This window comes from Streptomyces sp. CNZ287, from assembly GCF_007827615.1.
Genome location: NZ_VISV01000013.1, coordinates 151,642 through 169,683, shown reverse-complemented (window position 1 = coordinate 169,683; position 18,042 = coordinate 151,642). Strand labels below are relative to the sequence as shown.

15 protein-coding genes and 1 pseudogene are annotated in these 18,042 nt (G+C 70.4%); 9 read left to right on the top strand and 7 right to left on the bottom strand.

What is annotated here, in order from left to right; all coding sequences use genetic code 11:
- Positions 1 to 106: 106 nt before the first annotated feature.
- The 4 genes from FB457_RS23095 to FB457_RS23080 all read right to left on the bottom strand — a co-directional run bounded on the left by FB457_RS23095 (position 107) and on the right by FB457_RS23080 (position 5,032).
- Entirely contained in the window at positions 107 to 1,417 is a 1,311-nt protein-coding gene (locus tag FB457_RS23095; RefSeq protein WP_047014891.1) for a hypothetical protein, read from the bottom strand.
- A gap of 580 nt (positions 1,418 to 1,997) precedes the next feature.
- Positions 1,998 to 2,654 (bottom strand): winged helix-turn-helix domain-containing protein, encoded by a 657-nt coding sequence (locus tag FB457_RS23090; RefSeq protein ID WP_145783083.1) that lies wholly within the window; start codon positions 2,652 to 2,654, stop codon positions 1,998 to 2,000.
- Between the two features lie 6 nt (positions 2,655 to 2,660).
- Positions 2,661 to 3,827, bottom strand: coding sequence for an amidohydrolase family protein (locus FB457_RS23085; RefSeq protein WP_145783081.1), 1,167 nt, complete (start codon positions 3,825 to 3,827; stop codon positions 2,661 to 2,663).
- Positions 3,824 to 5,032, bottom strand: a complete 1,209-nt coding sequence (locus tag FB457_RS23080; RefSeq protein WP_047014893.1) for an MFS transporter — start codon at positions 5,030 to 5,032, stop codon at positions 3,824 to 3,826. The genes FB457_RS23085 and FB457_RS23080 overlap by 4 nt, the downstream gene beginning before the upstream one ends.
- Before the next feature lie 112 nt (positions 5,033 to 5,144).
- On the opposite strand from FB457_RS23080, the gene FB457_RS23075 reads away from it, so the two are divergent.
- On the top strand, positions 5,145 to 5,663 hold the full coding sequence (locus FB457_RS23075; protein ID WP_047014894.1) for a MarR family winged helix-turn-helix transcriptional regulator: 519 nt from the start codon (positions 5,145 to 5,147) through the stop codon (positions 5,661 to 5,663).
- Positions 5,664 to 6,415: 752 nt separating this feature from the next.
- On the opposite strand, the gene FB457_RS23070 is transcribed toward FB457_RS23075, so the two are convergent.
- Positions 6,416 to 7,435 carry a DUF4331 family protein gene (locus FB457_RS23070; protein ID WP_047014896.1) on the bottom strand — a complete coding sequence of 340 codons (1,020 nt, stop codon included), beginning with the start codon at positions 7,433 to 7,435 and terminating at the stop codon, positions 6,416 to 6,418.
- Positions 7,436 to 7,859: 424 nt separating this feature from the next.
- Positions 7,860 to 8,084: an AfsR/SARP family transcriptional regulator gene (locus FB457_RS23065; RefSeq protein ID WP_047014897.1), complete on the bottom strand. Its 225-nt coding sequence runs from the start codon at positions 8,082 to 8,084 to the stop codon at positions 7,860 to 7,862.
- Between the two features lie 517 nt (positions 8,085 to 8,601).
- Between FB457_RS23065 and FB457_RS23060 the strand changes: the two genes are divergently transcribed.
- Together FB457_RS23060 and FB457_RS36360 are read left to right on the top strand one after the other, a co-directional pair.
- Entirely contained in the window at positions 8,602 to 10,077 is a 1,476-nt protein-coding gene (locus tag FB457_RS23060; protein ID WP_052770227.1) for a pyridoxal phosphate-dependent decarboxylase family protein, read from the top strand.
- 568 nt (positions 10,078 to 10,645) lie between these two features.
- A pseudogene (locus tag FB457_RS36360) lies at positions 10,646 to 10,726 on the top strand (YxiG-like protein); the annotation flags it as partial.
- On the opposite strand, the gene FB457_RS23050 reads toward FB457_RS36360, so the two are convergent.
- The gene (locus FB457_RS23050; protein ID WP_047014898.1) at positions 10,724 to 11,782 is read right to left on the bottom strand and encodes a LacI family DNA-binding transcriptional regulator; all 1,059 of its coding nucleotides are present in this window, start codon (positions 11,780 to 11,782) and stop codon (positions 10,724 to 10,726) included. The pseudogene FB457_RS36360 and the gene FB457_RS23050 overlap by 3 nt on opposite strands.
- A gap of 199 nt (positions 11,783 to 11,981) precedes the next feature.
- On the opposite strand from FB457_RS23050, the gene FB457_RS23045 reads away from it, so the two are divergent.
- The 6 genes from FB457_RS23045 (at position 11,982) to FB457_RS23015 (ending at position 18,010) form a co-directional block, all read left to right on the top strand.
- Positions 11,982 to 13,343: a type 2 periplasmic-binding domain-containing protein gene (locus tag FB457_RS23045; RefSeq protein WP_145783077.1), complete on the top strand. Its 1,362-nt coding sequence runs from the start codon at positions 11,982 to 11,984 to the stop codon at positions 13,341 to 13,343.
- A 5-nt stretch (positions 13,344 to 13,348) separates the two neighbouring features.
- Positions 13,349 to 14,305, top strand: a complete 957-nt coding sequence (locus FB457_RS23040; RefSeq protein WP_486589109.1) for a carbohydrate ABC transporter permease — start codon at positions 13,349 to 13,351, stop codon at positions 14,303 to 14,305.
- Positions 14,302 to 15,126 carry a carbohydrate ABC transporter permease gene (locus FB457_RS23035; RefSeq protein WP_047014900.1) on the top strand — a complete coding sequence of 275 codons (825 nt, stop codon included), beginning with the start codon at positions 14,302 to 14,304 and terminating at the stop codon, positions 15,124 to 15,126. The genes FB457_RS23040 and FB457_RS23035 overlap by 4 nt, the downstream gene beginning before the upstream one ends.
- A 94-nt stretch (positions 15,127 to 15,220) precedes the next feature.
- Positions 15,221 to 16,399, top strand: a complete 1,179-nt coding sequence (locus FB457_RS23030) for a glycoside hydrolase family 68 protein (protein ID WP_145783071.1) — start codon at positions 15,221 to 15,223, stop codon at positions 16,397 to 16,399.
- A gap of 743 nt (positions 16,400 to 17,142) precedes the next feature.
- Positions 17,143 to 17,538, top strand: coding sequence for an SseB family protein (locus tag FB457_RS23020; RefSeq protein WP_047014902.1), 396 nt, complete (start codon positions 17,143 to 17,145; stop codon positions 17,536 to 17,538).
- 97 nt (positions 17,539 to 17,635) lie between these two features.
- The gene (locus FB457_RS23015) at positions 17,636 to 18,010 is read left to right on the top strand and encodes a VOC family protein (RefSeq protein ID WP_047019775.1); all 375 of its coding nucleotides are present in this window, start codon (positions 17,636 to 17,638) and stop codon (positions 18,008 to 18,010) included.
- The last annotated feature ends 32 nt before the right edge of the window (positions 18,011 to 18,042 follow it).

Sequence of the window (18,042 nt, the reverse complement as noted above, 5' to 3'; positions counted from 1 at the left end):
CGGCACGCACCGACGCCTGCGGTGGATCACCGCAGGCGCTCCGAGGCACCCTGGGGACCACCGGACAGGTGCCGGCGTGAGTCCGGCGGGAGCGAACGAGCGCTGCTCACCGCTCGGCCGGGTGGACGTCGACACCGTCCCCCGCGGCGATCAGCCCCGCGTAGCCGTTGACTTGCTGCGGAGCGATGCCCGGCACGTTGCCGAGGACCCGACCGGTGCGGGCGTCCCGCACCACCAGTCCCTCCCCCGCCTTGAGGTACAGGCGGTCCTCGTACGAGGCCGAGACCCTGCCCTCCCACTTCCCGTGCCGGAGCCGCCACAGAACCTCTCCGCTGGTGGCGTCCAGGCCGATCGCCCCGCCTCGCTCCTCGTCTCCTTCGTCCCCCTCGCCGTTCGAAGCGAGAACCACCGTCGTGCCGCCTTCGCCCTCCCAGCAGGACATGCCGCTGACCAGGCCGTCGTCACGGGTGTGGGTGACGTCGCCGCTGTCCATCTCGATCAGGAGCGGACCCCGGTCGTCGTCGAAGTCCTCGACGGCCAGCCACGGGCCGCAGGGGGCGATCGAGGCGTACTTCGAGATGTCCTCGCTCCAGGTGTGCGCGCCGTCGGTCAGCACCGCCCCCAGCAGGCGTATCCCGCCGCCGTCCGGGAAGGACATGCCCGCCAGGTCGTCGCCGGAGCCCGCCATGGCCAGGAATTCGTCCTCCTCCCAGACGAGTTCCGGACCGTCGAGGTCGATTCCCAGCGAGCCCAGCACGCGATCTGCCTTTGCCACCTGGACGACTGCCGTGCCGTCATGGGCGTGGAGCACCGGAGCAGAAAGCCCCTCGGCGTTCTCTCCCGCCAGGACGCCCGGCTCGACGAGAAGACCCCACAACCGCTCGCCCGTCTCGGCGTTCGCCGCCAGGATCTCCACCGCCGGGTCCTGCCGCTCCCCCTTGACGGGGACCGCGGCCACGACCGCCGGGGTACCGCCTATGCGGGTGAGCAGCGGTCGCGGAAGCCTGCGCTGGGCACCCTGCTTCTCCAGCTCTGCGGCCCGGTCCTCATCCCGCCGCCCGGCTGACTCCGGCCACGCCTCGTGCAGCGGCTGCCGCCGAGGTTTCAGGCGCGTGGTCTCGTCCCCGGTGGCCAGGTCGACCAGGGTCAGGCCCGTCTCGCCCGCGACCCACGCGTTCTGCCGGTGCAGCGCGACGGGCGGGTGCCGCACCGGTCCGGTTTCGAGGGAGAAGGCAGCCTCGGTCGCGAACGCCGTGGCGGGGGGCGGCTCCTCGGCTTCGCCGGAGGTATCGGACGACTGCGGGGGGTTGCGGCGCTCGTGGCCGTCCCCGTCGCCACCACCGCATCCGGCAGCTATCAGGGACAGCAGCGCAACAGCGGCCAGGGCACGGAAGGAGATTGCCGTACGTGTGCTCATGGGGGTTCGTCTCTCCCTCATACGTGTGCTCGTGCCACGGCGCCGAGACGGCTGGTCGGCCACGGCCAAGACCGGCAAGCGTAGTAAGCATCGCCGGACAGAACCTTGATGAAATCTGACAGGGCCGGTGGGCGGCCCATCGGCGGTGGTGACCTTCTCATTTCCGGTTGCCGGGGAGCCGCCCCGGCAGCGGACGTGGGTCGGATCTGCCGGGAGCGCGTGATCAATACGCTATCGGCACCCGCTGGTGCGGAACCTTGACGAATTCCGACCCGGAGTCACCCGGCGGCGGACGGAATTGACCACCACACGCAGATCTGATCACCGCCCGTTCCGTTCCGCCGATTCAGCGCGCAGATCGGAAATGTTCTTGGCGGCCTGTGTCAGATTCTTCTCGGGGACCCGACCCCGCCGAGTTTTTCGTGCCGTTCCGGTCACGTGTGCCTCCTTTCGACGAAACGACGATGTCCCGGTCTTCACCGCCCATCGTTCCCGCCGCGTCTTGACGGACCCGCTGCCCAAACCTTGACGGCTCCCGCCATGGTTCTGGGGTGGCACCGGCCGCGGCTTCGTTCTCAGGTCATGAATCCCGCCTCCCGGTACGCGCGTGCCGTGCCGGGATGGAGCGGGGCCGGACGTTGCGCCAGGCGGTGGCGGGGTTGAAGAGGGCCAGCGAGGGATGTGGCGGGCGGGTGGTCGCGGGCGCCGAGGAGCAGGCGGGTGAGGGCGTACGCCGTGCCGGGAGCCAGGTCGGCGGCGACGACGAGGACCGTCTCATCTGCTCCGCCCACAGTCCGCGCAACCCGGCCAGCGGGGTACCGCGCCACAACGCGGCGGCCTCGCCGAGCAGTTCTGCCGACCGCACGGGGTCGCCCGTCTGCTTTTGCCGGGCCTGGCGGACCAGACTCCGGGCGCGGTGCAGATCCGCGTTCGCGTCGTCGGGGGTCAGCACGTACCCGCCGTTGTCCCGGCGGATCTCCGGCGCCGGTGTGCTGCCCTCTGCCGCCTGCCGCAGCGGGCGGCGCAGCCGCGAGACGTAGGTGCAGACGGCGTCGCGCATGTCGTTCGTGGGCTCGTCGCGCCACACCCGCGCGATCAGTGTCTCCACCGGCACCAGCCGCCCCGGGGTCATCGCGAGCACGGCCATGACGCACCGCTGCCGGGGCGGCCCGAGGGAGTAGCGGCGGTCGTCGCCGCCACGCAGTTCGACCGGTCCCAGCAGTCGCAGGTCGGGCATCCCCGGTCAGCCTTCTTCTCGCACACGGGCGTGCGTCCCGCGCTCCTCGGCCGGCGGTCGCTCCGGTTCCCGCTCTTCGGAATCGGGGTGCCGGCCGGCCGGCTGATACTCCACACCACCACACCAGATGCGGCGGATGTTCCGGGTGGCGCGGATGTCGGCCAGCGGATCGCCGTCGACGAGGACCAAGTCGGCCCGTAGCCCCGCCTCGACGGAACCGCGGTCGGTGAGGCCGAACGCCCGAGCCGCCAGTCCCGTCGCCGCGCGGAGCGCCTCGGCGGCACTCAGCCCGGCGTCGACAAGCAGCTCCAGCTCGTGGTGGAGGCTGGTGCCGCCCTCGGGATTGAACGGCACTCCGGCGGTGTCGTTGGTATCGGTGCCTGCGACGACGGGAACCCCGGCCTGCTGGAGCAGAGCGACGCTGCGGGAGATGCCCGCGAAGGCCCCCGGCCGGCCGATGCCCGCCGCGATGCCCTCCATCATGGTGAGGGTGGGCACCACGATGCAGCCCTCGGCCGCGAGGCGGTCCACGACCGGGCGATCCAGCGGCGCGCCGAGCGGGAGGTGGGTGACGATGTCCGCGCCGGCGTCGAGAGCCTGGAGGACGGCATCCCGGGACGTCGCGTGCACCACGACCCGGACGTTGCGGGCGTGCGCCGCGCGGACGAGCGCCGTGACGGTCGGCTGGTCCGGACCGCCGTCGCCCGGGTCGGCGATGATCTTGATGTAGTCGCTGCCCTCGGCCAGCCGCGCGGCGACGAACGGCTCGGCTTGGCCGGGATGGGTCACCACCGCGTCGGCCGGCATCGTGGGGATACGTGCGTGCAGACCGCCGGGCCCGATCGCCGGGATGCCCGCGCTGAGCACGTCGGCCCCGCGCGGCGTGTCCCGCAGTGCGGCCATCCGTTGCGCGGGGTAACTCGACATGTCCAGGGCCGTGGTGACGCCGTACGCGCAGAGCCTCTCCGGAGTCTGGCGGCCGCCGAGGTGGACGTGCGCATCGATCAGGCCCGGCAGCAGCACGCATCCGTCGGCTGTCACGACGTCGCCGCCGGAAGGGTCGGTGTCGTCGTCGGTGCCGATCACGCCGTCGGCGATGACGACATTGCGTGGTTCGGACAGCCGTCGGCCGTCGAAGACCCGTACGCCGGTGATGGTGGCTCGATCCGTCATGACCTTCTTACCTTTTTCTGCCTCGGCGCTTGCGTGTGCGTGGGGGTGGGTGGTGGGGATGGTCTGGAGGGGTGGCGCATGCGGAAGGACCACCACAAGGCGGTGAGCGCCGTGAGTCCGGTGAGGAAGGCGGCATAGCCGATGCCGCTTCGGCCCGCCAGTCCGTAGCCGAGCGAGCCGACGAATCCGCCGGCGCTGATGCCCAGGTAGATGGTGCTCTGGTGCAGACCGAGGACGACGGGGGCCGACTCCGGCGCGGTGGCGACGACCCGGATCTGCTGCGGAACGTTCACCATCCAGTGCAGCATCGCCCAGGCACCGATGCTCAGCAGCGCCGGCGGCATGGCGACCGCTGCCAGCGGGACCACCAGCACCGCCACGACCAGTCCTGGAGCCACCACCGCGATCGTCCGGTCAGGGCCGAAGCGGTCAGCCAGCCGCCCGGCGAGCAGGTTGCCGGCCACGGCGCCGGCACCGAAGACGAGCAGCGCCGGGAACAGACGGTCCGGGTCGCCTCCGGTGGCTTCCAGGAGTACCTGGTCGATGAAGTTGTAGACCGTCCAACTCGCCGTCAGGCACAGCCAGGTCGCCAGCAGCGTGGCCAGCACCTGCCGGTCGCGCAGCGGTGCGACGCGCGCGGCGAGCGGTACCGCGGGGGAGCCTCCGAATGCCGGCAGCAGCCGGATCGCGGCCATGGGCAGCACTGCGGCCAGGGAGAGAAGGCCGAGCACGAGCCGCCAACCGGTCTCGCCGCCCAACCAAGCGCCGAGCGGAAGGCCGAGCACGAGCGCCGTCGTCAGCCCGCCCACCACCACGGCCACGGCACGTCCTTGCCGGTCGCCGGGAGCCAGGCGGCGTGCGACCGCGAGCGCGTTGGCGGTGTACACCCCGGCGCCCACGCCGGCGAGCACGCGCGCCGCGACCGCACCCGGGAAGTTCGCCGCGACCGCGGTCAGGCCGTTGCCGGCGCCGAACACGGCCAGCGCCACGAACAGCAGTTGCCGTGGCGGCCGATGCCCGGCCAGCGCGGTGAGCACCGGGCCGCCGAGCGCGTAGGCGAGCGCGTACACCACGACGAGCTGCGCGGCGGCCGTCCGGCTGACGTCCAGGTCCGCGCCGATGCGTCCGAGCAGGGGCGCGATCACGAACGTCGAGACCCCGACAACGAAGTTGCCGGAGGCGAGCACCAACAACTTCGCCTTCACGGGACCTCCCTCGCCGGCACAGCCGGTGACCACCGCCAGGACAGTTGAATACTTCAACTACCTCGCCAGCCTACCCGACTGGTTGAAAGCTTCAACTGTTACTCTTCAGGTCATGAGCGGCACACGGTGGCTGGACGACGATCAGCAGCGCTCCTGGCGCTCCTACGTGGAAGGATCGGCGCTCCTGGTGGACGTGCGCGACCGGCGGCTGCGCAGCCGTCACCACCTCTCGCTGGCCGACTTCGAGATCCTGATGCGGCTCTCCGAAGCCCCCGGGGGCCGTATGCGCATGGCCGAACTCGCCGAGCTCTCCTACTACTCGCGCAGCCGGCTCTCGCACACGGTCTCCCGACTGGAGGCCCGCGGGCTCGTCCGGCGAGGCGACGACGCGGACGACAAGCGCGGCGTGGTCGCGTCGCTGACCGGAGCCGGGCAGGCGCTGCTGGTCGAGGCCGCCAAGGACAACGTCGAGACGGTGCGCGAGCACTTCGTCGACCTGCTCAGCCCGGCCGACCTGGAGACGATCGGCCGGGCGTTCCGGACCGTAGCGGCCAAGATCCACGAGTCCGCCGGGGAGCAGGCCGGACGATCCGCGAGCCCGCGTGGCCAGGCCACGCCCGGGACGGAGTAGCCGCCGCCGGGGACTGCGCGGCGGCCCGTGTGCCGTCGGGGTCCGCGGGGCCCTCTCCCTCCTGCCTCTCGACGGGCTTCGCAGCGTCGAGCGCGGCGGCGAGACCGGTCGCGGACTTGCCGCTCAACTTCTTCTCGATCGAGGGGCCGTCCGCGCCCTCGTCCGCATGCTCGGCCTTCTGGGCGGTCGTCTCGGCGCCCTCGGACTCGCCCTTTCCGATCCACCCGTCGTCGTACGGGAGCACGGCGTTCTCGTCCAGGCCATTCCATTTCCCGGGGACGGTCTCGCCGTCGACGGTGACCGCAGGCTCCCACGGGATGGCCATGAGGTAATGGTGCCCGACCTCGATACGCGGCTGTCCCTCCACCGCCATCGGGACCTTCCCGTTCTCGTCGAACGCCCAGCCCGCCGCCGGCCAGGCGAACCCGGCTTCCGGCGCCGGCCTGGCAGCGCCGGAGCGGGAGCACACCGTGTCCTCGACCTCAAGGGCGACCTCGCGCGGGATGTCACCCGCACCCATCTCCACCTCGTCCTCGTTCGCCGGGAGTTCTGTCTCCGCGGTGGCGGTGACGACCACGACATGGTCGGCGGGCACGAGACAGGACAGCACACACCGGCGACGGCGGCCGCGACCGACGAGAGAGCATTCTTCGCATGGCCGGCCAAGACCGGCAGACGTCGCGGATCGCGAGCCCGTCGGGCCCGATGAGGTCGTGGGGCTCCGGGGCTGCGGCACACCCTCACGGGGACCGTCAGGAGGTGGTTGCCGGGTGCGGGTCGCCGAGGTAGGGGAACCGGTCCAGGGTGTCGGTGTGCGGCGTCAGGCCGGTGGGCGGCGCCTCGTTCTTGGTGAGGAACGCGACGCGGATATCGATGACGTCTTCCGTGAATGTCCGGCCATTGGGATACGCAGCGGGCATGGAGGGGTTGAAGTGCAGCACGTCGGGCAGCAGGCCGTGCTCGTCGAGCGCGACGATCGCCTCCTGGCGCGAGTAGCCGCCGGTGTGGCCGAGCAGGTGGACGAACTGGTCCGTCCACCTGGCCCGGTCGTTGACCGGCTCGCTGGCGTTGTACTCCTCCTTCGTGTCGTCGGTGTTGAAGAAGCTGCTCATTGACGGGTGTCCGGCGCGGTCCGCGTGAACGAGTTCACCGTCGCGCAGGACGCTGCACCGGCCCCAGATGTGCAGCTCGTGATCGGGGGCCAGTTGTGCGGTCGGCAGTTCGATGGCCATGGAGAAGACGTTGGCCCTGGCGTTGGAGTCGACGCCGGTCCACGGGGATTTTCCGCCCAGATGCGGCGCGGTGAAATTCCGCTTGCCGGTGGTGTCGAACAGGTTCTTGATTCCATCGAAGTCGAAGAAGAAGGCGTCACTGCGGCTGCCGGCAGCCACCTTGTAGTCGCCGCTGCTGACCACATTGGCCTGAGGGCCGAAGGAGACGGCGGCGTCCGACACGATCTTGGTGCCGACCGCCTCGGGCCTGCGGGACTCCGCACCGGTTGCCATGAAGACGCTGTATGTCTGCGAGCCGTCGGATGTCGGCGGGCTGAAGACCCAGCTGAAAGCGTGGTCGGTCAGGTAGTCGCCGTCGTTGTCAATGTTCAGGCGGTACACAGCGTCGGGGTGCATGGCGTCTGCCTGGGGATTGGCGTTGAGGATGAGAACAGTCCTGGTCGGATCGCCGGGTGCCCCGAAGGCGTAGAGGTCGCACAGATCGAGGCGCTGGTCGCCGAGTGGTGGCCCGAGGCTGAGGCCGGTGAAGTGGTTGGACATGTCAGGCCCTCACATTGTCTGCCCGTCGGAAACCGCTAGAGCCCTCGAACGGCCGTTCTGGGACCGTGAGGTGCACCCACACCTGGGGTGCATTCACGCTATCCGCCAGAGCAGTCCGGCCGTCGAAAGCGAAGGTGCGGCAGTCAATCAACACCCGAACGGCTCACCGGCAAGGACCTGCACTGCGCGGACCTGACCAGTGCTCACCTGCTTGGCGCAATTCAGAATCGGCGCCCGGCGAGGAATACGATCCCGCTGGACAGGACGCGACGGGCAAGAGGGCATCCGCACGGCTCTGCGCTACGCGCGGCAGGCGCCCCCTCACCCGGGCCGGCCCCGCTCTGCCGGTTCCATGACGATCCTGATAGGTGCGATTGCCCCGGCGCAGTGCCGGAGCGTCCGGGTCCTCCCCCGCCGTGTGCCGCTACACCCGGCGCAGCCGGGAGACATAGGTGTACAGCACATCACGCGCGGCGTCGGTCGGCTCGTCGCGCCAGACGTTCCTGATCAGCGTCTCCACCATGACCGGCCGCCCCGCAGACATCGCCAGCACGGCCAGCACGCACCGTTGCCGCGGTGGCCCCAGCGCGTACTGCCGGCCGTCCGCCCCGCGCGGTTCCACCGGGCCCAGCAGCCGCAGTTCGGTCACTTCGTCGCTCCTCCGTTGCTCTGCCACCGCTCGTCGGGCTACGGCAGCGCGCCTGTCCGGCGCTCCCCGTACGAACCGCAAGAAGCCACCCTGGTGATGCCGGGGAGGCGCGTCGCGCCTCTGGCCGCGCGACGCCGTCCTCCGCAGGGGTCAGTCCCTTCTGGGGCGGTCGGGTGGGCGGGGGCTCCGGGGCCTTCTGCGCCGCGCACGATCACAGAGGACACGGTCATCTCCTCAAAGGATGTCGATCTCACCGGCGAGTGTGGGGGGCAAGAAGTCACCAACGTGGTCTCATGGCGATCCGGCCTCCGGCAGTGGTCTGGTTGCCTGGCCTGGCGTTTCACAGAAGGGGATGGAGTGTAGCCGGTCACGGGGCGGTCCGCGACGGCTTCACGGACGTCACCCCGCTACCGTACGACGGTGCCGCGGCCGGTCTTCCCGGCGCGTCATTTGGTCCGGTGGATTGCGTCGTCTTTGGTCCTGGAGGGCTCGCCGCGGCCCGTTCCAAGGTGGGCTCATGAAAGACGCGGTCGAAGCCACGTCCGGCGTACTCGGGCAGCCGGGACCGCTGGACATCGGCACCCCGGCGGGTGCCCGGCTCCTCATCGAAGCCGTCGAGCTGGTCGCGCATCACGCTGAGGCGGTCGCCGAGGGACCGGTGGCGCCCGCAGAGCCGGACAGCGGACGGATCCGCGACTGGCTCGCCGGCCACGACTTCAGCGGACCCCGCCCGGCGGGTGAGGTGCTCGCGGAGGTGACCGCCGCGCTGCGACGCTGGGGAGTACACGCCACGCACCCGCGCTATCTGGGCCTGTTCGTCCCCACGCCCACGTGGTGGGGCGTCGCCGGCGAGCTGGTCGCCGCCGGCGTCAACCCGCAGCTCGCCGCATACGAACACGCCCCGGCCGCCGTCGAGATCGAACGGCACGTCCTGCGCTTCCTCGCCGGCCGCCTGGGCCTGCCGTCCGCCGCGGACGGCAGCTTCACCACGGGCGGCGCGGAAGCCAACCTCACCGCCGTCGTCGTCGCCCTGACCCGGCACTTCCCCGCCTACCCGAACGCCGGACTCACCGCCCTGCGGGGTCAGCCGGTGCTCTACGCCTCAGCCGAGAGCCACCTCGCCTGGCTGAAGATCGCGCAGATGACCGGGCTCGGCCGGCGCGCTGTGCGACTCGTTCCTGTCGACTCCGCGGGACGGATGGACATCGCCCGGCTCCGCATGCTCTACGACGGGGACGTCGCGGCAGGACGGACACCGTTCCTGCTCGTCGGCACCGCCGGCACCACCGGCGGCGGCGCCGTGGACCCGCTGCCGGAACTGGCACGGCTCGCCGCCGCCTGGGGCCTGCACTTCCATGTGGACGCGGCCTGGGCCGGGGCGGCGGCGCTGTCCGACCGGCTGCGTCCCCTCCTCGCGGGCGTGGAGCGGGCCGACAGCGTCACCGTCGACGCGCACAAGTGGCTCTCCGCTCCCATGGGCGCGGGCCTCTTCCTCACCGCGCACCCCGGTGCCCTGGCCGAGAGCTTCCGGGTGAGCACCGGGTACATGCCCCCGGACAGCGACACGGCGCCGGACCCGTACCGCACCGGTGTGCAGTGGTCGCGCCGGTTCGCGGGGCTGAAGGTGTTCCTTGCGCTGGCCGCGGCGGGCCGGGGGGCCTTCGCCCGGCAGGTGGAACGCGACACCGAGCTGGGGAACCTGCTCGCCCGGCGGCTGGCGGAGGACGGCTGGCCACGGATCAACGACTCCCCGCTGCCGGTGGTCTGCGTCGCCGATCCCGGCGCCGAGGCGCACGGCCCCGACCGCAGCGACGCGTGGCACGCGGCGGTGGTCGCCCACGTCGTACGCGGCGGGCGGGCGTGGATCAGCCGCGTACGTCTCGACGGCCGACCCGCGATCCGGCTGTGCGTCACCAGCCACCGCACGCGCGCCCACGACATCGAGACCGCTGTGGCCGCACTCGGCGAGGCCCGCGCGGCCACGCCGTACTAGCGGCCCCTCTCTCTTTGGTCAAGGGGATAGGTGTCTGGAACGATGTGCGCCCGTGCATGCCGGTGATCAGGTTGCGGGGGTGAGGAGTTCGAGACGGCGCGTCCGGGCTCCGTGGCCACGGGTTCCTGCGGAACGGCTTGACGCTTTGCTCTCGGGTCTCAACCCGGCTCACCCGCACGCCTTCCCGGCCATCAGCCAGAGGGTGCGTGCTTGTGCAAGGCCGCACTGGCACGGAACCGAAGTCTTCCGCAACGGTCCCTGTCCTCCTCCGTAGCGCCGTCGCCGCAGCAGCAGTGCCGGGCCAGCCAGCTCAGATCCTGCGGATCGAGCCAGAGAGGAAGACGACCTCGTGCGGCTTCGGCCTGCGGATCAGTGGGCTCTGGGGCGTTCACGGGCCCGACTCTACGTGCCGATCCCGACGAGGGCGCCGATGTGTCAGAGAGAAGCTGCAACAGGATCGTCAGAACGACGGCGAATAGCACGGCGGCGACCGTACCTGCGATGGCGAACTGGACCGGATGTGCCTCGTACCAGGGCACCATGCCGGGGTAGACCGGGGAGAGTCGGGGCGACCCGCAACTGGTCGGCGGCCCTCGGGATCGACTTTCACGAGGTGCGCATCGAAACCAACGCGCACAGCGTGACCTTACGCACCGGGCGGCGCAACGGATTCGCGCATCCGTACCGGCATGGGCACGCGGTGGGTCCGTTGGTCCGGGCCGACCCCCTTGTGGTGCCGCTCGATCTCGGTGAAGAGAACGTCGACGGCCTTTCGGCCGAGTTCGTAGTGCTGCAGTGCCACCGTGGTGAGTTTGGGCCGGATCCATGTGGCGATGGGATGGTCGTCGAAGGAGATCACGGAGACGTCTGCGGGCACCTTCAGACCGTGGTCGTCCAGGGCCTGGTACGCACCGAGCGCGATCCGGTCGTTGAGGCAGATCAGGGCACGCGGATGTACGTGGCCGAGCAGTTCCCTGGTGGCTTCGTAGCCGTGCTCGGGCTGCCAGTCGGCGCAGACCCGACCGCTGGCGAGCTCGACCTTCGCCCGGCTGAGGACCTCGCGGATACCGGTGAGCCGTTCGACGCCGGCGAGCGCTTCCGGCGGTACGTCGCGCACCCGGGGACCGGCACCGATGACGTGTATTCCGTCGCGGTGGCCGGCGTCGAGCAGGACTCGCGCGGCGGCGCGGCCGGCCTCGACCTCGTCCGGCAGGACCGACGGCAGCGTGGACGCCTGTTCTGCAACGGCGTTGAGCAGGACCGCAGGACTGCTGGCAAGCCCTTCGGGGACCTGCACGGCCCGCGTGAACATCGAGGCCAGGATGATGCCGTCCACCTGGCGGTCCTGCATCGCCTGGAGCAGCCCGCCTTCGAGGTCGGTCTCGCCCTCGGTCTCACCGATGAACAGCATCACGCCGCGCTCCCGCGCGGCTTCGAGCGCCCCCTTGATCATGTCGCCGGCGAGCCGTGAGGTCGCGACGGTGTCGGAGACGAAGCCGATCGTCCGGCTCTTACCGGTACGCAGGCCGACGGAGACGATGTTGGGCCGGTACTGCAGTTCGTCGGCGGCCTTGAGGACCTTCTGCTCGACCCCCTCGGAGATACGCAATTCGCGGCCCCGCCCGGAGAGGACGAGCGACGCCGTGGTTGGCGATACACCGGCCCGCCTGGCGACATCGGCCAGCGTGACGCGTCCTGGACTCACCGAGAGACCTCCCCCGCATTGACCCGGTACAGAAGCTTGACACGGGACGGCGCACGCCATGACACTAACCGCGCTAATCCGATTTAGCAACCAGCCGCGAGACGCCGATCGCCTTCGATCCTCCCGACATCCCGCCCGCCTCCGGGGCGTCCCCTGTCCAGAGCCGGAGGCACCTCCACCCTTCTACGAGGGAGACGCCATGTCGCGTCGTACGAGCCGCAGTCACACCGCACTTGGACTGGTCGCGCTGACGGGCGCCCTGCTCGCTGCTGCCTGCAGCGGGCCGGGAGACGACAGCGGTCCCGAGCAGACCGAAACGAAAGACGCCGTGGCGGGTGCCCCCTCCTGCGGCGACGAACCGATCACGATGCAGGGCTACTTCGAGACCGGATTCCCGATGCCGAAGGCGCTCACCGACGAGTTCACGAAGCAGTATCCGAATGTCAGGTGGAACATCCGTGAGGACCAGTTCGCGGTGATCACGCAGAACGCGCCGCGGCTCCTTGCCGAGAACCCGCCGGACCTGATGCGGCTCCCGCAGCTTTCCGAGCTGGTGAAGGACGACCTGCTGAAGGACCTCGACGGGTATGCGAAAGCCTTCGGCTGGGACAAGTGGCCCGAGGGCCAGTTGGAGCAACTGCGCCTCGGCCCCGGCGGGCGCCCGCGGGGAGAGGGGCCGCTCTACGGGATGGGCCTCAACTTCAGCATGACCGGGGTGTTCTACAACGAGAAGCTGGCCGAGCGGATCGGGATGACGTCCCCGCCGACCTCGCTCGCCGAGTTCGACGGTGCGCTCGAGAAGGCCGAGAAGGCCGGCGTGACACCGATCGTGCAGTTCAACGGCGGCGCCACCGGCGGTTTCGCGTTCCCCCTCCAGAACCTGATGGCGGCCTACGGCGATCCCGGCCCCATCAACGAATGGATCTTCCAGAAGGAAGGCGCCACGATCGATACACCGCCGAACCGCGATGCGGCACGGCACTTGGAGAAATGGGTTGAAGCAGGCTATTTCGACCCCGACGGCAACGCGATGGACTACGCGAAGATGATGAGCAAGTTCATCGCCGGTGACGGACTGTTCATGTTCAACGGCGACTGGGAGTCCGGCAACCTGGACAAGCAGATGAAGGGCGACGCGGGCTTCTTCCTCTTCCCTCCGGCGGCCGAGGGCGGGAAACCTGCCACGATGTCGGCGCCGCTGACCTTCGGCATCGGGAAGAACGCAAAGAACGCCGACTGCGCGGCGTTCTTCCTCGACTGGGTGGCGACCGACGACAAGGCCCGCGCCATCGCCGTGGACGTCGGCGGCTCGCACCCGATGGGCCTGCCCGATGCCTCCATGCCGGAGACGGAGAAGGGGACGGTCACCGCAGAGACCCTGGCGGCGGGGGCTGAGATCGCCGCAGCCGACGGTGCGATGGACTTCATCGCCAACGCCACGGGCTCCATCTACGCCGAGAGCTGGACCCCGCAGTTGCAGAAGCTCGCCGCGGGTGAGGTGACCTCCCGGCAGTTGCTGGAGGCGGTCCAGAGCGACTACGAGCGACAGGTCGAGGACTGACGCCGATGGCACGCGCGATCCCCGGCCGTGCGATCGGGATGGCGAAGACTGCGACGGCGGCGAAGACGAACGGCAGGGCCGTCCGCCGGCCGCGGCACCGCTCCCGGCAGAAGGCTGCGTGGCTGTTCACCGCGCCGGCCCTGGTGGCCTACGCGGTCTTCGTCCTGTACCCGATGGGCCTGACGATGCAGTACTCGCTGTACGACTGGGACGGCGTCGGACCGTCCACCTGGGTCGGGCTCGACAACTACGCGCAGGTCTTCACCGATCCCGAGCTGCTCGACACGATTCTCCACGCATTCGAGTTGATCCTCTACTTCTGCGCGGTCCCGGTGGTCTTGGGTCTGGCGATCGCGAACACCATCCGCGGTATCGCGACGACGCGCCTCGCGCTGGCCGCCAGGACCGTGCTCTTCGTCCCCCAGGTCATCCCGCTGGTAGCCGCGGGTATCACCTGGAGCTGGCTGCTGGCCTCGGACGGTCTGGTCAACCAGGTGCTGTCCGCGGTGGGACTCGGCGGCGTCACCCGTGCGTGGCTGGGCGACTTCGGCACCGCGCTCCCAGCGGTGGGCGTGATCGGTGCCTGGGTCCTGCTGGGTCTCTGCACGCTGCTGCTCCTCGCCGGAATGAGCAAGATCGACCCGACGCTGTACGAAGCCGCGCGGATCGACGGCGCGGGACCGCTGCGGGAGTTCTTCTCGATCACCGTACCGAGCCTCCGGCAGGAGATCGGCGTCTGCGTCACCGTCACGGTCATCGCGGCCCTGGCCAGCTTCGACATCATCTACATCTCCACGCAGGGCGGCCCGGGCAACTCGACGATGGTTCCCGGCCTGCAGATCTACCGGCTGGCGTTCTTCAGCCGGGAGGTGGGCCTGGCCTCCGCCCTGGCCGTGGTGCTGATGGTGCTGGTGCTGGCGTGCGTGCTGCCCATCCAACGACTCACACGGGAGGCCCGGTGATCGTCGGGCGTCGCGAGGTCTGGACCGGAAGGCTGTTCCTCGTCTTGCTGATGACGGTGACCGTCGTCCCGTTCATCAGCCTCTTTGTCACCGCCCTGCACCCCGCCGGGAGCTACCCGCAGGGACTGCAGTGGCCGAGCGACCCGCAGTGGGGCAACTTCGCGGAGGCGTTCCGGCTCTCGAACATGGGCGAGCTGCTGAAGTCGAGCGCGCTCATCGTGGTCGGTGTGGTGCCTGTCGCCGTGGTGCTGGCGACGATGGCGGGCTTCGCCATCGGCCACCTCAGGATGGTGGGAGCCCGCGCGGTCTTCCTTCTGTTCGTGTTCGGCCTCACCCTCCCCTACGAGGGCATCATCACCCCGCTGTACTACCTGGTCCGCGACATGGGCATGCTCAACACCAGGTGGGCGATCATCCTGCCGCTCATCGGGCTCTTCATGCCGTTCGCGATCTTCTGGATGCGGGCGCACTTCATCAACGTCCCCGACGAGCTCTCCGAGGCGGCCGAGATCGACGGCGCCAACGTGTGGCAGTTGTTCTGGCGCATCCATGTCCCCCTGGCCATGCCGGCGATCTCGTCGCTCGCGATCCTGCTGTTCCTGTGGACCTGGAACCAGTTCCTGCTCGCCATCGTGCTCGTGGACGATCCGACCAGCCGGACCATGGCCGGCGCGCTCGGAGCCTTCCAGGGCCAGTGGGGGACCAACATCCCCCTCCTGTGCGCGGGATCGCTGCTCATCCTGGCACCCACACTGATCATCTTTCTGATCTTCCAGCGTCGTTTCGTAGCAGCCCTGCTGCAGGGCTCGGTGAAGGGTTGAACCAGCCAGTGGTAAGCATCATGGAGACGAACGCGACCGCGGAGCCGCGCGAACCGGCTGCGGCACAGGCCCCGGCTGCCGGGGTGGGTGAGAGGTGAGCGGGACCCGGCCCACCCGATGGACCCGCCACCATCTCGACGCGCTCGTCGAGTCCCCGGCGACCACCGCACCACCTGCCCCCGCGGCGCCGCGGCCCCGCGTGTTGCCGCACCACGACATCTGGGACGCGTGGCCGCTGCAGCAATCCGACGGCGCTCCGGCCGTCGTCCACGGCGCCGGGCTCTGGATGGCGCTCTCCGCCCCGGCCGCGGGACATCCGGAGCATCGCCACGACCACGCCCGCATCCGGCTCCTGGCCAGGTCGGATGAGCGCTGGGACGACCTCGGGCACGTGTTCGCCGCCGGCACGTCCCTCGGCAGCCGCGAATGGTCAGGCTCCGCGGTCATCCGGCCAGACGGCACGGTGTCGGTCTTCTACACCGCGGCGGGCCGGGCCGGAGAATCCCGCCCGACCTTCCGCCAGCGAATCGTCGAAGCACGGCCGGAACTGCTTACCGGCGGGCAGGCCGTCGAACTCGAGCAGGGCGTCGAGCATCGCGAAGTCCTGCGTTCCGACGGCCGCTCCTACGAGCCGGCGGACGAGTTCGACGGCGGTCCGGGGCGGATCAGGGCCTTCCGCGACCCCAGTTGGTTTCGCGACCCCGCAGACGGGCGCGAATATCTCCTCGTCGCCGCCTCCGTACCCGGGCCCGAGGGCTTCATGGGTGCGGTCGCCATCGCCCGAGCAGCCTCCGGTGGCTGGGCCCTGCTCCCGCCCCTGCTGGTCGCGGACGGCGTCAACCACGAGATCGAACGCCCGCACGTCGTGGTCCACCGGTCGCGGTACTACCTCTTCTTCTGCACCACCCGCCGGTCGTTCCACCCCGCGGGCTCCGCGCCGACAGGTCTCTACGGCTTCGTCGCTCCCACACTGTGGGGCCCTTACGAACCTCTCAACCGGTCCGGTCTGGTCATCCAGAACCCTTCCGCACAACCCGACCAGGCCTACGCCTGGCTCGTCCTCTCCTCGCTCCGGGTGACGAGCTTCCTGAACTACCGGTCCGCCAACGGCAAGGATCCTGCCCAAGCGGGGCCCGACGAAGCACGGGCCGGTTTCGGCGGGACCTTCGCGCCGATGCTCGATCTCGCCCTTGAGGGGACCAGCACCCGTGTCCTCCGTGCGCCGCGCGAGGAGGAATGGACCGCGGGCGACCAGCCCCACCCGGCGTCCTGAGAGCCGGCCGGCCGCGGCGGAAGCGGAGCCGATGGCTGCCCGACCCGGAACCCGCCGCGGAGCACGAGGGGTTGGGGTTGTGGACCGAATCAGGTCCCCGGCCCGCCCGGCTACGTTTCCCCAAAGTGCATGTGGCGCCGGGATCCGGGAGCGAAGTCGGAGAGGCCGCGGCAATGACGGATGGGCCGAGCGCCGCGCCTATACGGTTGAGGGTTGTCAGAGGAGTGCTGGGAGCGGTCGGCGGCCTGATGGTGGCCACCTGGTGAATCTTCTCCGGTGTGTGGAGGGCAGAGTACGTATCCTGCATGCAGGGCCCGGCGCTTGTGGGCTGCGTGATGGTGCTGGCGGGCCCCGTCTGCATTGTCGTCGCCGTAGAGCGCCTGCTCGATGTGTCCGTCCCGCACAGCGCACGTGTCTGGAACTACCGACGGCTGGGCTGTACGCCGACAAGATGCCGGGGTCCGGCTACGACAGGCGTGGTGCCGCCGGCGGCTTCGACACCGGCGCCGACGGGACCCGGGCCGACAGGGCCCGGGCCGACTTGCCCCGGGCCGCCGCGGACACCGGCTCGGGCCCGGGGCCGGCCAGGCCGATCGCCGCCGGGGCGGGTGCCCTCGCGGCGGCCACCGGGGATCTGTCAACAAACAGACAAAGAGGTCAGTAGTGCGCTCCGGTTTCAGGGAGCCCGTCCGGGGAACCCGGGCCGAGATCGGCCTCCGGCACCGCACAGCGAAGGGACACCCATGACGTACCACCCGAACGGTCAGCGCTCCGCCGCGCAGCAGGCGCTGCACACCGTCGCCGAGAACGGTCCGGACCAGGAAGCGCTGCACACGCTCGCCGAGAGCCGGGTGCTGCTGCCCGACCCGGAACCCGCCGAGGAGCCCCCAGGGCAGGCGCAGGCGCTGAGCCTGCCGGTGGTGGAGCAGGGCGACGGCACCCGGCTGGTGCCGGTCTTCACCTCTCCCGACCGCCTGGAGCAGGTCTTCCCCGAGATCGAGCGCTACAACGCGGTCGAGCTCGGCGACCTCGCCCGCGGCTGGCCCGCGGACGGCCCGTCGCTGGTCGTCGATGCGGGCACGCCGGAAGAGATGGCCCTGACGGCCGAGGGTGTGCGGGAGCTGCTGGGCAAGGCCTGAACGGGGACTTCGGCGTACGCCACCCGTGGGGCACCGGATTGAGCATGCGCCCCGCGGGGCATTCGGCGTGGGTCATGTCGTCATCGAGGAGGTCGCCATGCCCGTCGCCACGTTCTGCCTGGTCGCGGTGGACTGCCCGGACCCGCTCCGGCTGGCCCGGTTCTACCGGGGACTGCTCGGGGGCGAGGTGAGTTCGCGCGGCGACGACTGGTACGACCTCCTCGCGCCGGACGGCACCCGGCTCGCCTTCCAGCGCGCGCCCGGACTGCGCCCGCCGAACTGGCCAAGAGCGGACGACAACTCGCAGCAACTGCACCTGGATCTGCGGGTCACCGACATCGAGGCGGCCGAACGGCACGCGCTGGAGCTGGGCGCCCGGCCGCTGGACACCGACGACGACGGGGGCAGGCGCGACTTCCGCGTGTACGCGGATCCGGCGGGGCACCCGTTCTGCTTCGTCTCCGGGTCGTAGGCGCCGGCACCGTGCGCGGGCGCGGCACACGG

Excerpts from the sequence above, each read along its gene's own strand:
- FB457_RS23095 (WP_047014891.1), bottom strand. The coding sequence starts at position 1,417 with ATGAGCACACGTACGGCAATCTCCTTCCGTGCCCTGGCCGCTGTTGCG.
- FB457_RS23090 (WP_145783083.1), bottom strand. The coding sequence starts at position 2,654 with ATGCCCGACCTGCGACTGCTGGGACCGGTCGAACTGCGTGGCGGCGAC.
- FB457_RS23085 (WP_145783081.1), bottom strand. The coding sequence starts at position 3,827 with ATGACGGATCGAGCCACCATCACCGGCGTACGGGTCTTCGACGGCCGA.
- FB457_RS23075 (WP_047014894.1), top strand. The coding sequence starts at position 5,145 with ATGAGCGGCACACGGTGGCTGGACGACGATCAGCAGCGCTCCTGGCGC.
- FB457_RS23070 (WP_047014896.1), bottom strand. The coding sequence starts at position 7,435 with ATGTCCAACCACTTCACCGGCCTCAGCCTCGGGCCACCACTCGGCGAC.
- FB457_RS23060 (WP_052770227.1), top strand. The coding sequence starts at position 8,602 with ATGAAAGACGCGGTCGAAGCCACGTCCGGCGTACTCGGGCAGCCGGGA.
- FB457_RS23045 (WP_145783077.1), top strand. The coding sequence starts at position 11,982 with ATGTCGCGTCGTACGAGCCGCAGTCACACCGCACTTGGACTGGTCGCG.
- FB457_RS23040 (WP_486589109.1), top strand. The coding sequence starts at position 13,349 with ATGGCACGCGCGATCCCCGGCCGTGCGATCGGGATGGCGAAGACTGCG.
- FB457_RS23020 (WP_047014902.1), top strand. The coding sequence starts at position 17,143 with ATGACGTACCACCCGAACGGTCAGCGCTCCGCCGCGCAGCAGGCGCTG.
- FB457_RS23015 (WP_047019775.1), top strand. The coding sequence starts at position 17,636 with ATGCCCGTCGCCACGTTCTGCCTGGTCGCGGTGGACTGCCCGGACCCG.